The following is a 14,527-nucleotide window of genomic DNA, read 5'->3' on the forward strand; positions in this document are numbered from 1 at the left end:
CGGATCACATCTGTTCTCCTTGTATGCGGCGGAGATGAAGGCGGGCGAGGCGAGCACCGGGACCGCTGCCACTGGCAAAGGTTTCGAGCACGTCTTCAACGCTGATATTGCCAGCCACGCGGTCATGGGGTGGCACGGCGTCAGTGCAGTCGAATCCATCGCATGGAGAAAAATCGCTCGCGATCATGACGAAGCTTGGGGCCGCTTCGATCTGGAAAGCGCGGAAGAGACGCGGATCAATGCCGAGCGTACCGGCTTCGTGACCATCGCTCCAGATCGCCGCGAGGCGCCGCTTAAAGGCTTTGCTGTCGCCTTGAGGGAAACCTCGAAGGACAGTGATGCCGCCTGCTTTTGTCATGTCTCGCACCAACGCTTTCAGCGAAGCTTCCGGCATGCCGAGCGATGCAAAGGCGATGAACTTGGGCGTGCCGCCAAGGCTCGCTACTTCCGCATCGGCCTGCGCGCGGATCATGCCATCCAGATCAAGCGGGCCTTGATCTGCCGCTGCCTGCGCCGTTGCGGCGTAGCTAGCGCGATTGTCCATTGCCTCTTGCTGTGTTTGGTTGGCTTCTTGCGCCAGAGCTTCGGCTTTGGACCGTACTGCGGTGGCGAGCGCTTCGGCGTCGTTCGTGTGTTCGCTTGCGCGCGCTCGGATTTCAGCAAGATCGAGTTCGGGTGAAGCATCCTGAGCTGATGCGACAGCTACAGTTGCAGCGATCGCAAGACTGGTGATGGCGAAAAGCGGGAAGCCATGTTTCATAGCGCGCAGCAATTCCTTTTGCGCCAGACGAGATATCCCATGTCTTCGCCAATGGCGGGGATCATCTGTCCGGGAGATTGAAAGGTGGTCGAGGCACCAATCGGCGGGCAGGCGTAACGGCCTTTGGTCGCCGGATTGGGGTTGGTGGCCTGGAAGCGATATTGCTGCTTTCGCATCACAGGCATGAGGTATTTGCCGCAAAGCCCTTTCGACCCCATCGTCCCCCATGAGACGAGCTGGCGGTGCAGCTTGTAAGCAAAGCGTGAAAGAACGAGCCGCGAGGCTTGCACATGGCCGATCGAGGCAGAGACATTGCCATTCATCGGATACATTGAGCCCTGGCAGCCCGCGCACCAAAACATTTCATCAAGCGGAAGATTGGCGGTCGAAGCCGCGCAGTCGGCAGCGCAGGCGGCTAGTGCGAGCGGATTGGCGAAGAGCACCGCTTCAGGGTTGATGATCGCGGTAAGCTCGCTGTCCTGCCACAGCGGATCAATCTCGGAAATGTAGAGAATGTCGATCGAACCGGGTTCAAGGCACAGGAAATCAGCAACGATTTCCATCCAGTAGATGAGCGGATAAGCATACCAGTGGACATGCCAGCTTGAATAATACTGGCTTGCTCCGCCAATTGCAGACGGTCCGGAGATCGAGCGAAAGCCAATATCGAAGCCGGGATCGAGCTTCATCCCGCCCAGATTGACGAAGCACCATGGCTTCATGCTGACATCGGCAAGCCGTACCGGCTCCCAGAACCCCATCGCGATGCCAGGCCGGATACCGCAAAGGCAAAGCGGAAAATCAGGATTATCGGGATCAGGACGGCTTGAAGGCCAGATTTCAAGCCCGCCGACCGATATCGGGAACAGGCACGACCAGCAGATGTCGGTGATCGGATTGACGAACTGCCCGGTGCATTTGCCTGGCCCGGCATCGGCGGAAGCGGGCGAAGCGAAGGCCAGTGACAACGAGGCGATCACGAGAGCCAGGAAAGCGCGGATAGTGCTCATGGCCGCACCTTCCGCACTGGCAAAGCGATCTCGCTTACCTCAAGTATGCGCCCTTGCTGACGCACTCGTGCTGGCACAGCTTTGATGTTGAACTTGGCCGTGAGTTTGCCGGCTTGATCGAAATAGAAGCGGCGCTGACGAGTTTTCATGAGCTCGAGCGGTGCGCCTTTGACCAAGATCAGCTTGGCCTTTGAGTCTTGCTCAAGCGCCCATCGGATCTGCGCTGGATCATCGCCATCGAGGAACAGAAGGTCAGCGCGCAGCTTCACACTGTCGAGCGGATTGACCCGCGTTCCGGCAGCATGGATGAGCTCGCCTTTTGCCCCGCGAATATCGGCAGCCAGCGTGATGGTTGGATCGAAGATCCAATTGCGGCTTTCGTGCGCGCGGATGAGACCGGGAACAGGATCAGGTCGATTGACCCGCGCAATGGTTCGTCGCTTCAATTCCTGATTAAGCCGCGCGCTCTCGCCTGACTTCTCCATTGCCACAAGGCGCGAGTGGATCTGTTCGAGCAGGTCGCGCTCGACAATCGGAAAGAGCGTGCCGCGCTGACCGTAGTCGCGCGCTTCTGCCTGTGTCGGCAGGATGGCGAGAGAAAGCGCGATGAAAGACAGAGTGGCGCGCATCACAGGATGGCCCTCCCGCTGCCAGTGATCTGCCTGGCGCAGACAAATCCTATTTCCGCATAGCGGCTATCAAGCCCGCGCGGATGATCGGTTCCGGCGTAGAAACACCCTTCCGGGATCTCGCCTTGCGGCCCTTGCGTGAGCGCTATGCCGAGGCTGGTTCTGTCGAGACGCGTCGCAATGGGGTCGCCATTGATGAAGACTTGGTCGCCGTCATGGCTGACCATATCGCCGGGCATGCCCAGCACGCGCTTGCCGAACATTTGTGGCTCTTTGCCAAAATGGGTTTCGACGAGCTCGCTTTTTGGTGGCTCGAAGAAGATCAGACTGCCGCGCGTAATCGGTGTCGCCTTGTCTAGCCAGAACGCCCAATTGGGCAGGCTTGGGCTCGCATTGATGAGGAAGGCGTGGTTTTTGCTAAAGGCATCGAGTGGTGCCCAGGCGAGCGGCAAGAGGACGACCCCTAGGAGGAGCAGCGGGCGCATGAAGCGAAGAGGCAGATTCATGGCCGTTCTCCCGCTTTGAGCTTTTCAGCGATGCGCGCTTCGAGCTCGGGTGTTGCGTCATCGGCCGCGCCTGCGAGCACAGCTTCGGCAACCAGAATGACGCGCCCGTCGCGTCCCATATCGTCAACCGCGCTTTCCGCTGCTTTGAGGTAGGCAAGGCTTGCCGCCTGGACCGCCGCAGGATCCGCATCAGCGCGAGCGGCTTCTTCGACAAATGTCCCGATCGTCTCGGCAAGCCGGACTGTGACGATGCGTTGGATGTGTGGTTCGTTTGTGATCTCTCGCGTGATCCATGCGCCCCAAAGAAAAGCGGCGATGCAGGCTGACATGACAAGCGCTTTGACAAGGAGCGGGCGGGTTAGGTTTGCATCAGGCATGGGACACCTCGTCTTCATGGAGGCGGCGCTCAAGCCGACGCAGGAAACCTGGTATTCTAAAAAGGGCAAGCGTCCCCGCGATTATAAGGAAGGCGATCTGCAAATCCGATGCAAAGAGCCGCTGCGCTAGGGGTTCAGCGGTTCGGTAATGGTCAGCAAGATTGCCAAGCTGCGCGAACAGCGTGGTGAGATCCCAGCCTGCGAGCAGCAGAAAAACGAACAGCGGCAGGCCAAGCACCAGTAACAGAGTGCTGGCTGCGAAGATGACGCATTCGATCAGCACAAAGCAGCTGCCTTGAAAGAGCGCGAGCCAATTGAAGGAGCGCCGCGTACGCTGTGCCCATTTCGTCAGGGGCAACGGTGTGCGATCGACAAGCGTGTTGGTTTCGAGCGTCATTGGCTTTCCCCTTGGATGCCCGCGACGAGAGCGACTGCGCGTTCCAGTGGCATGCCGCTTCCGACATGGCTCTGGATGGCAGCATAGGTGTCAGGATCAGAGGAGAAGATCGTGGCTGAGAGCGGGTCGAGCACCAGCCTTCCCACCGCTTCTGTCTCTGGGCCCTTCACATAGATCTCGCTATATTCGGTGCCCGAGCGCTTGAGGCTGCGGATCAGCGTCTCAGTGCGGTCATCCATGTCGAGCCGCGCTTCCTTGCGGAAGTCGGCGATGGTCTCGGGCTTTTGCTGGAGCACAAGCATCCAGTCGCTGTTTTCAAGCGCGGCGCGCGCGCCATCCGATTTGTAATAGTCATTGAGAGACTGGGTGGCAGTCGCAAGAGCGCCGCCATATTTGCGCGCTGTTCGAGCGTAAGTCTCGACAAACTCGCCCATCGACCCGCCTTTGAGCATGGCCCAGGCCTCGTCGATAAGGAGCAGCTTCTTGATTGCCCTAGAGCTGCGTGTCATCGCCTGACCGGTCATGAACATGATGGCGGAGAGAACGACGCTCCTCAGTTCCTCGCGGCTCGCCAGATCGCTCATCTCAAAGACGGTGAAATCATCTTCGAGCGCAAAGCTGGCTTTGCCTGAGAAAAACCCGGCATAGCTCCCACCTTGGCAAAAGGGCGCAATCGCTGTCGCAAGCTCTTTGCCCGCTTGGTTCTCGCTTGAATGAAGCGCGTGGGCGACATCATCCACGGCCCCGCCGCTCCCAAGTGCATCCCATACATGGGTCACAGCCTGATCAATCAGCCCACGCTCGGTGTCCGATGGCGCCGTGCTTGGCCGCGCCATCTGGCCGATGATCGCTTTGATCATGGCAAAGCAATCGAGCCGGTAATCTTCGTCGATCTCGGCGCGCGCATCATCGACCATCGAGAAGGGGTTGAGCGAAAATCCAGAGGCGAGCGTAAACTCGACAAAGCGACCGCCTTGCAGCTTTACTGAATGCTCAAAGCTGCGACCGTCATCAATCACCACAACCTTCGCGCCGGCACCGCGCAAAGCGGTGCAAAGTTCTTGCAGCAGCACCGACTTGCCCGAACCGGATTTACCGCAGATCGCGATGTTGTGATTGCCCGCGTTGTTCTCGAAGGGCGACCAGAAAAAGGGTTGGCCGCGCCTTCCAAGCAGCAAGAGATGCGGGATTTCTCCGCCGAGATACTCGCCTTGCAGCGGCGCGATATTGGCAGCTGTCGTCGAGAGCATCGTCCGAAAGCGCTTGAGACGCGCCATGTCTTGGACAAGGCCGTCCGCAAGGCTCAGTGGGAACGCAGCGACCAGACCTTGCAGCTGCAGGAACCGTTCGTCGGCCAAATCCCATCCGGCCGCTTTGTAGATTGCCTTGATTGTGCGCTCATGCGCATCGCCTTCGCCAAGCGGGGAGATGGTGGTGACACCGTAGAAGAGTTTGACCAGTTTCTTGCCCGCCTGGAGCTCGGCCTGAACGTGTTTCCATTCGGCCGATTGCTGGGAGAGATTGGGAAGAAAGCGCGCGCTTTTCGTTTCAGAAAGGCTGGTCGTACGCATGAATTTATAACCTGCACGAGCGCTAGCTGCTTCCTGATCGGGATAGTGCAGGCACAGCATCGTGGCTGCAGGGCAAGGGAAGCGCAGTTTGTCGGTGAACATATCACCGATGAGGCGCGCACATTCCCACGGCGCCCAGCGTTCAGGTGTCGAACGCACGCCATAATGGCGAACGTCAAAGCGGTCGGGATAGCATTCGCCCATTTGCGGCACGCCATCGCGGCTTCGGCCGGTTTCGCGAAAGCGCTCGGTGCGAAGGATCAACCGATCATCTTCGACTTCCAGTTCGATATCGCGTCGGATCGCTTGGGCATCGAGCGTGTCTTCGCGGTTCCAATGTGTAGTCTCAGGCTCGCGCGCCGTGGTGGGCGATGTGAGTTCATCGATCAGCGCCAAGAGCCCAGCGGGCTCAAGCGGGGTTGACGAAAGGCCCAGCGAATTGAGCATGCCCATCAGGCCCTTGAGGCATTCGCTAAGCTCTGCGTCGCTCACATTGCTTGGAACTGGCACGCCAAGCGAAATGATCAATCGTGTATGGCGGGCATGGAAAGGCGCGTGCTCGGAGCCAGATTGCCAGACAAGATCGTAAAGCCGGTCGGTGCGCGCTTTGGCTATCGCTTCATAGATGCCGCCTTGCTCGTAACGCGGAGCAAACCAGGGCGCGACAATCGAGCCGATGCGCGGGCTCGCGAAATTGAGCACTTGCAGGCATGCGCCCCGCGGCAGACTTTCAGAAAAGAACTGTCCCAAGATTTCGCCCGTGCGTTCGTCGGCACCGATCAGCGGGGTCACTTCAAGAGCAAAACCTTTCGAATGGGCGTTGCGATAGAGCCCGGCGCCTTGATCGAAGACGCGGTAGGGTAGCCAGTCCGACAGCATTTCAAGCGAAAAATGCGCCGCCGTTTGGTCGGCTTTTTTGGCATCGCCGAACAGGCCTGAAAGAAGCGCATCGCGCGCAGAGCTTAGTGAGAGGGTCATAGCGTCTCTCCATCATCTGTTGGCGATTGGGGCACCCGGCCTGGGGAGGGGAAAGGCCGGGTGCCCCTGCGGCCGGCGCTATCGCGCCGGGCAGCTCCGGAGAAGTCTGGGAGGGGATAACCAGAACGTCCGGGAGCTGCTGCGGGGTAAAACTGGAAGGTGGAGCAATGGGTTGCTGTTGCTGTGTGCCTTGGCTGGCACGGCCGAGCGCGCGAAGAACCTGGCCCGTTGAGAGTGGCGCCCGCCACTCCGAATGCGGCTGCTGAGGCAAAGGCACATGGACAATGCGCGCTTCGTGCTCGCGTCCGCTGGCATCGCGCCGCGCAGCGACCACAATACGCAGCCTGCGGTCACTGCTTGGCGGTGCCACCTGAGTGACAGGTTCTTGAGGCAGGCTCGCCTTGGTCGCGGCATCATCAATCGCCGATGTGGGCGCGCAGCTGCCACCCGGCGCGCGGCAAGCGAAATCACCGCTCACATTGCTGCCCAAAGTTGCGCAGCCACTGATTGTGACAGCGAGCCCAGCAAAGATCGCAAGCTTGTAGGTGCGCCGGCTCATTGGTCTGCTCCGCCTTTGGCAAAACGGATCAGCGTTTGCGCATCGCGGTAGCCGTGAAGCACTGCACCATCTTTCGCGCGAACGATGACGGGCGTTCCGGAAAAGCCATTGGCTTTGGCAAAGGCCTCATTGGCATCTAGCGCCTCGCTTACATCGCAGCTCGAGGGTATTGGGTGTGTCTGCCCGGCATAAGCCTGATGCATCGCTTTGGCGGGATCACGCGCGCAGAGCACGCCTTCAGCCATCCGGCGGCTTGATGCGCCAAAGATCGAGATCGGGCGTTCTTCGATGAAAAGGCCTGTGTCTTTGAGGGCGCCGGTGAGCTGGCGGCAATAGCCGCATTGAAAGTCTGAAAAGACGATCAGCTTCTCAGCCCTGGGATTGCCCCAGTGCACTGCGCCGTCTTTCGGAAGGCCAGCTGTATCGACTTTGGATTTCGCAGCTTTCGCTGTGTGGCTTTGATCCGCGCTATCAGCGCCTCGAGCGGCGCGCGCGGCTCCTGCGGCCAGAAGATCGGGGTTGAGCTCGATCAGCCGAGTGGCTGTTACATCACGGCGTTTTTCAAGATCATAGAGCCGTCCGACGAAGAGATAACGCGCCGCCTCGTCGATATAGAACAGCGTGTCGCCTGAAACCACTTCGCACCAGGGCGCAAAGCTCTTGCAATCTAGCGCATCAATCGGCGTTTTTGGCAGCCGGAGCTTGAGCGCCTGGCTGACATCGCGTGCAATCGCGGCATGGGCCGGGATGGCGGTCACCATAGCGACACCGCTGGTGAGCACGGCAGCGGCGCTCGCCGCTGCAATCGAGAAATGAATAGCCCGTGTCATCAGACCGGGACGAAAATCGTGAAAGTTCATTGAGAGGGGCTCCTGACATGGACGCCGTCGAGAAAGACGATTTCGACTTCGATGCCGGTCGGCATCTCGACGACGGGTTGGTATTGTTCGGCGCGTTCGATGAGGTATTGGCTGACGGTGTCGGCGGCTTCGCCGGTGCCTTGGCCAAAACCGCCTGCAAGAATGTCGGTGGGGGAAAGTACCTCGCGCTGGCCATCCTCGCCGACACGGCCGGCAAAAATGCCATTGGCGTTGGCGGAAAAGCCCCGGCCAAACCCGCCGACAATTCCAGCGAGCAGCGCTTGACTTACAAGACTACCTTCGCGGCTCACGACGCGGCCGCGAACGCCGGACTTGCCAGCAAAGGCGATGAAGCCTTTGACCTCGCTTACCGCATAACGACCGCCTGGCTGCGCGCAGGTCATGCGCGCTAATTTGACGTAGACTTTCTCAGCCGAGAGATCGCCGCGCGCCGCGCCATTGACGAGGCAACCGGTCAAATCGGTGGTGAGGAGGCGTTTGCCTTTGAGGACAGAGCGCGCCGGGCCAGTGATGCGCAGTACCACAGGGAGCGGATCGCTTTGACTGGTCACGCCCGTAGACGCATCAACCCCGACGATGACCGTCGCTGGCGCGTAGCTGTTGGGCGGCAGGTAATCTCTGCTCGCTTCCAAAAGCAGCGGGGGTGATCCGTTGCTTGCAGTGCTCGGCGCAGGTTCGGAGGTCGCGCTTGTAAAACTGAGCAAGCTTGCCTTGGGTTCGGCAAGCGGTGCTGGCTCCAATGCTGTTGGCTTGGAGCCAGGCTGAGGCGGAGCAATCGGCGCGACAGGCGCCACAGGAGGATTGGCTCTTGCACTTTCGAGCTCCGAACGAAGGGCCGCATTTTCAGCTGAGATCGCATCGATTGCGGCCTGGCCATCGCTGAGCATGCGCGCGTTTTCGCCGCGCAGTGTATCGAGTTCCTGTTCGATCGAGCTTTTGGGAAGCTGGCTTTCTTGCAGGTCCTTGATCGCGCGGCCCTGCGCATCGAGCCGATTGCCATAGGTCGCCACAAACTCGCGTTGCGAGAGATTGCGGTTCACCAAACCGCCCGTATCGATCGTGGTCGCACCGCCATCCGCGCCATTTTCCGCTTCATCGCCGCTGAAAATGAACATCGATCCGCCGATGAGGGCTACCGCGCCGATCCCGGCGAGGAGCAGCTTTTGCCGTTTGGCGATCGCGCTGTTGAGACCCGCTCTTTTGCTGTCGGGCGCTTTGGCATTGCTCTCAGCCATCACTTCAGCCCTCCCTTGGCAAAGACGAGGAAGGCCCGCGTCGTCTCGCCGGGTGCGAGCGTCTCGCTGGCATAGGCAAAGGCCAGCGCGCCTGCGGGCCCATCGCGCTCATTTGCAAGATCGATTGTCTCAGATCCGAGATTGCGCAGGGTGAAGGCTTGGCCGGTGAGTTCCCCGCCTTCATATTCTGCGACCTGTTGAACTTGGAGACCGCCTGTGCGGCGATGCCGCGACAAAGCTGCGCGCGTCCGAAAACCGGGTAGCACTGCATCGCTCGCCATCGCTTCGATCAGACGGATCGCGGCTTCGTCTTCGGATGGTGCGGAGTTCAAGCCGTCGCCATCTTCGGGTTTGGCTAGCGCTGGATTGGTGACGAAGAGCTGGCTCGCTTCATCGCCTTCGACTGTGCAAGTGAATTTGTAGACATGGCCCTTACTGCTGGTGGCAAAGAAGCTGACCCGTGCGCTCGCATATTGCTGCGGGACGGAGACATAGATGTCACCGCGCACTGGCTCATGCGTCACTTCAAAATCATTATAGGGATAGCCGCTTGCCATCTTTGAGACATTGGCAAAGCCGTCTTTGATCAGCGCAATCCGGGTGAGCGCACCGCGCGCGAGGACGCAATCAATCGTTGCTCCATCAGCGGCTTCGACAAACTGATCTGCATGCGCAGGGGAAGCCTGGATGAGCGAGGCTGAAGCGAGCAGCACACTTGTAAGGGCTGTCGACAGGGATCGGGTGGAGAAGCTCATTGGCTTTCCTCCTCTTGGGCAGGAAGTTGGCGGAAACCGGTCAGCCCAAGGCTGAGGCCGCGACGCTGCCAGATGAACTCAAAGCTGCGGGTCTGGCTTGCGATCACTTGCGCGCCGACAAAGGTCTTGAGCGTGCCGCTGACGGTCGAAGTGAGTGTGTCAGGATCGACATGGATTTGTGCGATCACGAACGCCTGACTGATGTCCGAGCCGCGCTGCTCATCAACGATCTTGATCAGTTCAGCCTTGAGACTTCCGCGCGCTGCTGGATCAGCAAGCTTGAGGATGCTCTCCATCCAATAATCGAGGCTTTCGGGCGCGCGGTTGAGCAACATCAGAGCGGTGTCACGGGTAACAAGCTCGAGATATGTCGCGTCGATCCCGCCACTCGAGAGCTCGACCCGTTCCGAGGTGATCGGCATCAGGATGAGCGCTTCATCGCGAGTTGCTGCGGTACCGACAGCGAGAACCGTGGTGAGGCCGAGCACGCCTGCCAGCGCCGCAAAGCGGTTGCGCTGCTTCAAATGGCGTTGCGCCTCTTCATAAGCGAATTCAGATTTCATGGGTGTCCTCCCTCAGCCGGCAAGCAGGCGGCAATGGGAGGGCGGCGTGGCTTTCAAGCCGAGGAAGCTTCCCGGCAAATACCAATAGGCAGCGTGCACCAGTTTCGAGCTTGCACCAGATCTTTTCGCTTTCCGAAGAGCGAACCAGGTTACGGCCGCGAGGCCAGTCCCGATGAGAATGTGCTGCGCTAGAATACCCCAAGCAAACGGGATCAGCAGTCCCGCAAACTCATCGATTGTCCAAAAGCCAATCAGCTCCGGATCATCGAGTCTTTGAGGCACCAAGTATGTGTCGGCCATGCCGCCCTCCTTTCAGCGTAACCAGCGATCAGATGGTCGCGGTCACGACAGAGGTGACGATCGGCACACCGGTGCCAACGCCGATGCCAACGCCCACAGGCACAGCGACCTGGCCAAGCGCGAAACGGCCTGAGGCCAGCGCGATGAGGCCACCGGCGAGGCTAAGGACAGTAATGATCTTACCGCCGGAGCCTTCGAGGAAGTCTGTGAACTTCTGCAGCGCGGGATCGAAGGTCGTATCAGCGCCGGCATAGGCCGCACCGGCGCAGGCCAGGGCAACGGCTGCCGGGACGATATAGTCGCGTGTCCGTATGTTGCTTTTGGCCTTTGGGGGGAGAGTAAGGATCTTGGTCATCGAGGAACTCCATTGGGAACAAGAAGCAGCGATGTGTTCGCTGTATGTTCTTTCCTCGATTGAGTGGCGGGGTGTAGGAAAAGCGAAACTGAGAGTTTGTCGCCCGCACCAAGCAAAAAGCGACATTGAAAGGCTTTAAGGCCGGAATGTGCGTCGACCGGGCGTCGTATGGAGCGGTCTGCGCCATCTGGTGCGCCAGGCATGCCGCATTGTGCGCGTAACCTGCCGGAATCCGCGCGAGATCATGAGAATTGACTGATTCGGGAATTCCTTGATGTTCTATTTATGTTCTTTTGTATTTCCTACACCCTTCCTAGATCGATAGCTCGATCCTGAAGCCACAGCTCAAGGAAGGAATCGGCAATGACCGACATGGTGCAATTCTCCGAAGAACAGACCCGCGCTGATCTCGGACGGCTACTGACAAGCGCGGTCGAAGCAAGCGGGCGCACACGCTGCGACATTGCGCGTGATGCGCAGATTCATAAGGACGCCTTGCGTAGGGTTTTGACGGGCAAGCGGTCAGCGAGTTTGGGAGAAGCATCGCGAATCTTGCAGGCCAGCGGTGTTAGCCCGCAACAAGCTCTGTCGATGTTTTTGCTCTCCGACGCCGATCAGTCGGCAGAATGGCAGGGAACCGAGATTGGCCGGTTTCTGGAAGACTTCCTGACCGCTCTTCCGATAGCCTTGACTTGCGAGCTTGGGGGCCGGCTACAAGATGTAAGGCCCCGCTGGGCCAGAGGCACTGCGCACCGTGTTGCGCGGCTGCTGTCTGATCATATTGATGAGCTTGAGCGGAAGGATGTGTTGCTCGGAGATGTCTTTGCAGTGGCCGAAAGAAGTCATCATGGGTGAGCATTTAGGAAAAAGACTGGACGAGCCGCGCCGCGTGACACGCCTCATTCGTCTTCCAGAAGTGATGAGCCGGGTCGGGCTTGGCCGTTCAACGATCTATCGCTGGATGAGTGAGGGTAGGTTCCCCAAGCCTGTGCAACTGGGTGGACATGCCGTGGCTTGGTCTGAGGACGACCTCGACAAGTGGATCGCAGGTAAGCTCAACTAGCCTTTGCCTCGAGCTCACGGTCATTCCAGTCCTGACCCAATTGCGGACGTTAGCTTAGAGCCCAAGGTCACCGCTGGGATTGCCTTTCAACAAATGTGAGAACGGCTTTACTTCAAAGCGGCTTCAAGCGCTCGTGCTTGTCAGTCTCGCATTCAGAGTGGTCATTGATCGCCGCCATGACCTGGCATCCGCCGACCTTACCGCCCCTGCAATTTTCGATCATGCGTTTCAGCTCGCGTTCCAGAGCCTCTAGCTGCCCCAGCCGCTTTTGGACTTCGGCAAGTTGCTTCTGAGCGATCGCGTCCACCGCTGAGCAGTCTTGGTCTGGTTCAGTCTGCAATCCAATCAAATCTTTGATTGCGTCCATGGAAAAACCAAGTTCGCGGGCATGCCTGACGAATGAGAGGCGTTCCACATCGACGCTGCCATAGAGCCTTTGCCCACTTGCGCTGCGGTCTGGCGTGCCCATCAAGCCGATACTTTCGTAATATCGAATGGTGGTCACTTTGACCTTTGCAGCGCTTGAAAGACGGCCAATTGTCATTGGTTTCATATGAGTGTGCTTTTCCCTCTTGCCCCTACAGCCGCTGTAGACTGTATCACTTGATTCAGAATCATAATCAAGCGAGTCGGAAAATGCCTCAAACCCAGATTTCAGAGCGATCCAAGAAACAGAAAAAGCTGTATTTCCCGCCCCTGATGCAGTTCGCGTTCTATGGCCTTGCTGGCTATATTCTGGCGACAAACCTGCCCGCGCTTGCTTACGGATCAGTGCCTCTTTTTTGGCTATCGGTTCCCGTCATTGCGGCTGGAGCGCTGGTGCTTTTCTTTGCGGTTCGATCGTTTGGGAGGGCGAACACAACGGTAAATCCGATTACGCCTGAGCAAGCCGAGCAACTCGTTACAACAGGCCTCTATCGCTTTACCCGAAACCCGATGTATCTGGGTATGCTGCTCGTGCTTGTGGGTGGAGCCTTGGCCCTCCAAAACCTCGCAGCATTCAGCGGGCCAATTCTCTACGCCCTCTCTATCACGCTCATCCAGATAATCCCTGAAGAGCGAGTTCTGGAGCAGAATTTCGGAAGCGCATTTACAGCCTACCGCAACCAGACGCGGCGCTGGTTGTAGGAGTGCTGCACATGATTGACCTGCCTTCATGGGTCGCTTGGGGTTTGTTCGGATTAGCGGCCAGTTCGATTTGCGCGATAATCGGGCTCTCCATTTTTGCGGTCTTGAGCGGAAAGTTTCAGTTCTTCCCTCCCCCTTCAGGGGACAGTTGGCAGCACCGCACCTTCATGGCGCTGTTTCGCCTGTTCCTTTACCCATTGCTGGCCCTTTCCCTTCTCGACTTTGAGTCTGTGGCTCCCGCTGATGCCTTGCTCCAATATACTGTGGGCCTCGCACTGTTGGTTGTAGGCTTTGCTCTGGCATTCTGGATTACGTTCCAGATGGGCTGGCGCAATGCATTTGGCGAAAAGCACGGTCTGAAAACCACTGGTTGGTTCAGCCTAAGCAGGAACCCTGTCTACGTTGCGACATGGGTTGGCATGATTGGTTGGGGCCTGCTCGCTAACACGTTGCTTGTCTGGATATTATTGACGCTCTGGGCGGCCATGTATTTGCTCGCTCCTATCTTCGAAGAGCCATGGCTGGAGCAGCAATACGGTCAGGACTATTTGGACTATAAACGCCAGACAAGGCGGTTCCTGTGATCAGCAATCTTTGTCAGAATCCTGGGCCGTGTTTACCCTTCTTTTGCGGGCTGCATTTTTCTGGCGCTCGGAATAGCATCTCTCATTCAGCCGGAAATCATGAGCTACTATGCGATTGGGCTCGACCAGCCATCGGCCCGGGTGGCTATGCGCGCCATGATCGGAGGCGGCGAGATAGGTATAGGCGTTGTGCTGATCCTTGGGGGGCGCATCAACCTCTCTTCGCGTCAACTTAGTCTGATTGCTGCCGCAGTTTTTATCTGCGTAGGGTTAAGCAGAGTTGCCGCTGTTTTCATCGAGGGCGCTGATCTGCTTGCCGTCCAACCGCTACGTGAAGCTCTCATCGAGATATTGCTTGGCGGCATGGGGCTATGGGCGGCGCGTGGATGGGAGAACGATCAACTATGAGCATTTTCAGCCATCCAAGTCCCATGATTGATATAAACTTGAACAAATCTTCACGTGTTTCTAAGATGTTCACTGAAGTGACACGCAAGATTTTGCCTTTTCTCGCGGTATTAGCGATCCTTTTCAGCAGCGTGCTGTCTCTCCCGGACGTGCATGCCGGGGAAGGTGAGAGCTTCGCTCATGCAGCCGATCATATCTATGCGCATGGCGCGGACCACTTTGATACGAACGATGCAACGCCAGACCATGATGAACAGGACCATTCGGCAACGCACCACCACAATTGCAGTTTTAGTCTCGCTGACACCAGCATGCTCCTGCGATCACCTTTCTGGAGTTCGGATAACCTGAGGGGCCCGCTTGCCACGTCATCGCTCGCCTCCCTTGCTCCCCCAGTCCTGATACAGCCTCCCAAAGCCTGACCGACAATCATTTGCGAGCTCGCTTTCGAGCGCGCTCGATTGGTTT

At 58.3% G+C, this 14,527-nt stretch carries 20 protein-coding genes; 6 read left to right on the forward strand and 14 right to left on the reverse strand.

Annotated elements, in window-relative coordinates; translation table 11 throughout:
* Positions 1 to 4: 4 nt before the first annotated feature.
* The 13 genes from trbC to AC0V6O_RS01760 form a co-directional block, all read right to left on the reverse strand.
* Positions 5 to 760: a type-F conjugative transfer system pilin assembly protein TrbC gene (gene trbC, locus AC0V6O_RS01700; RefSeq protein ID WP_486141223.1), complete on the reverse strand. Its 756-nt coding sequence runs from the start codon at positions 758 to 760 to the stop codon at positions 5 to 7.
* On the reverse strand, positions 757 to 1,770 hold the full coding sequence (traU, locus tag AC0V6O_RS01705; protein WP_486141224.1) for a conjugal transfer pilus assembly protein TraU: 1,014 nt from the start codon (positions 1,768 to 1,770) through the stop codon (positions 757 to 759). The genes trbC and traU overlap by 4 nt, the downstream gene beginning before the upstream one ends.
* Positions 1,767 to 2,399, reverse strand: coding sequence for a type-F conjugative transfer system protein TraW (gene traW, locus AC0V6O_RS01710; protein ID WP_486145458.1), 633 nt, complete (start codon positions 2,397 to 2,399; stop codon positions 1,767 to 1,769). The genes traU and traW overlap by 4 nt, the downstream gene beginning before the upstream one ends.
* The gene (locus AC0V6O_RS01715) at positions 2,399 to 2,905 is read right to left on the reverse strand and encodes a S26 family signal peptidase (RefSeq protein WP_486141225.1); all 507 of its coding nucleotides are present in this window, start codon (positions 2,903 to 2,905) and stop codon (positions 2,399 to 2,401) included. The genes traW and AC0V6O_RS01715 overlap by 1 nt, the downstream gene beginning before the upstream one ends.
* Positions 2,902 to 3,282, reverse strand: coding sequence for a TrbI F-type domain-containing protein (locus tag AC0V6O_RS01720; RefSeq protein WP_486141226.1), 381 nt, complete (start codon positions 3,280 to 3,282; stop codon positions 2,902 to 2,904). Before AC0V6O_RS01720 ends, AC0V6O_RS01715 begins: the two co-directional genes overlap by 4 nt.
* The gene (locus tag AC0V6O_RS01725; protein WP_298336072.1) at positions 3,275 to 3,679 is read right to left on the reverse strand and encodes a hypothetical protein; all 405 of its coding nucleotides are present in this window, start codon (positions 3,677 to 3,679) and stop codon (positions 3,275 to 3,277) included. Before AC0V6O_RS01725 ends, AC0V6O_RS01720 begins: the two co-directional genes overlap by 8 nt.
* Positions 3,676 to 6,228: a type IV secretion system protein TraC gene (traC, locus tag AC0V6O_RS01730; RefSeq protein WP_486141227.1), complete on the reverse strand. Its 2,553-nt coding sequence runs from the start codon at positions 6,226 to 6,228 to the stop codon at positions 3,676 to 3,678. The genes AC0V6O_RS01725 and traC overlap by 4 nt, the downstream gene beginning before the upstream one ends.
* A 555-nt stretch (positions 6,229 to 6,783) precedes the next feature.
* The gene (locus AC0V6O_RS01735) at positions 6,784 to 7,647 is read right to left on the reverse strand and encodes a DsbC family protein (protein WP_486141228.1); all 864 of its coding nucleotides are present in this window, start codon (positions 7,645 to 7,647) and stop codon (positions 6,784 to 6,786) included.
* Positions 7,644 to 8,903: a TraB/VirB10 family protein gene (locus AC0V6O_RS01740; RefSeq protein ID WP_486141229.1), complete on the reverse strand. Its 1,260-nt coding sequence runs from the start codon at positions 8,901 to 8,903 to the stop codon at positions 7,644 to 7,646. Before AC0V6O_RS01740 ends, AC0V6O_RS01735 begins: the two co-directional genes overlap by 4 nt.
* Positions 8,903 to 9,658 (reverse strand): type-F conjugative transfer system secretin TraK, encoded by a 756-nt coding sequence (locus tag AC0V6O_RS01745; protein WP_486141230.1) that lies wholly within the window; start codon positions 9,656 to 9,658, stop codon positions 8,903 to 8,905. The genes AC0V6O_RS01740 and AC0V6O_RS01745 overlap by 1 nt, the downstream gene beginning before the upstream one ends.
* Positions 9,655 to 10,221, reverse strand: a complete 567-nt coding sequence (locus AC0V6O_RS01750) for a type IV conjugative transfer system protein TraE (RefSeq protein ID WP_486141231.1) — start codon at positions 10,219 to 10,221, stop codon at positions 9,655 to 9,657. Before AC0V6O_RS01750 ends, AC0V6O_RS01745 begins: the two co-directional genes overlap by 4 nt.
* Positions 10,222 to 10,233: 12 nt before the next feature.
* Positions 10,234 to 10,521, reverse strand: coding sequence for a type IV conjugative transfer system protein TraL (gene traL, locus AC0V6O_RS01755; protein ID WP_298300501.1), 288 nt, complete (start codon positions 10,519 to 10,521; stop codon positions 10,234 to 10,236).
* Between the two features lie 28 nt (positions 10,522 to 10,549).
* On the reverse strand, positions 10,550 to 10,876 hold the full coding sequence (locus AC0V6O_RS01760; RefSeq protein ID WP_486141232.1) for a hypothetical protein: 327 nt from the start codon (positions 10,874 to 10,876) through the stop codon (positions 10,550 to 10,552).
* Positions 10,877 to 11,239: 363 nt separating this feature from the next.
* Between AC0V6O_RS01760 and AC0V6O_RS01765 the strand changes: the two genes are divergently transcribed.
* Positions 11,240 to 11,731 carry a helix-turn-helix domain-containing protein gene (locus tag AC0V6O_RS01765; protein WP_486141233.1) on the forward strand — a complete coding sequence of 164 codons (492 nt, stop codon included), beginning with the start codon at positions 11,240 to 11,242 and terminating at the stop codon, positions 11,729 to 11,731.
* Positions 11,724 to 11,939, forward strand: coding sequence for a helix-turn-helix transcriptional regulator (locus AC0V6O_RS01770; protein ID WP_486141234.1), 216 nt, complete (start codon positions 11,724 to 11,726; stop codon positions 11,937 to 11,939). Before AC0V6O_RS01765 ends, AC0V6O_RS01770 begins: the two co-directional genes overlap by 8 nt.
* Before the next feature lie 112 nt (positions 11,940 to 12,051).
* On the opposite strand, the gene AC0V6O_RS01775 is transcribed toward AC0V6O_RS01770, so the two are convergent.
* On the reverse strand, positions 12,052 to 12,492 hold the full coding sequence (locus tag AC0V6O_RS01775; protein ID WP_486141235.1) for a MerR family transcriptional regulator: 441 nt from the start codon (positions 12,490 to 12,492) through the stop codon (positions 12,052 to 12,054).
* Between the two features lie 83 nt (positions 12,493 to 12,575).
* Between AC0V6O_RS01775 and AC0V6O_RS01780 the strand changes: the two genes are divergently transcribed.
* Genes AC0V6O_RS01780 through AC0V6O_RS01795 form a run of 4 tightly spaced genes read left to right on the forward strand, consistent with a single transcriptional unit; the run spans position 12,576 to position 14,481 of the window.
* Positions 12,576 to 13,067, forward strand: a complete 492-nt coding sequence (locus tag AC0V6O_RS01780; protein WP_486141236.1) for a methyltransferase family protein — start codon at positions 12,576 to 12,578, stop codon at positions 13,065 to 13,067.
* 11 nt (positions 13,068 to 13,078) lie between these two features.
* Positions 13,079 to 13,651, forward strand: coding sequence for a methyltransferase family protein (locus AC0V6O_RS01785; protein WP_486141237.1), 573 nt, complete (start codon positions 13,079 to 13,081; stop codon positions 13,649 to 13,651).
* A 21-nt stretch (positions 13,652 to 13,672) separates the two neighbouring features.
* Positions 13,673 to 14,059, forward strand: coding sequence for a DUF4345 family protein (locus tag AC0V6O_RS01790; protein WP_486145460.1), 387 nt, complete (start codon positions 13,673 to 13,675; stop codon positions 14,057 to 14,059).
* Positions 14,056 to 14,481, forward strand: coding sequence for a hypothetical protein (locus AC0V6O_RS01795; RefSeq protein ID WP_486141238.1), 426 nt, complete (start codon positions 14,056 to 14,058; stop codon positions 14,479 to 14,481). Before AC0V6O_RS01790 ends, AC0V6O_RS01795 begins: the two co-directional genes overlap by 4 nt.
* Positions 14,482 to 14,527: the final 46 nt, after the last annotated feature.

The sequence above is a fragment of the Erythrobacter sp. JB2-19 genome, from assembly GCF_057365005.1.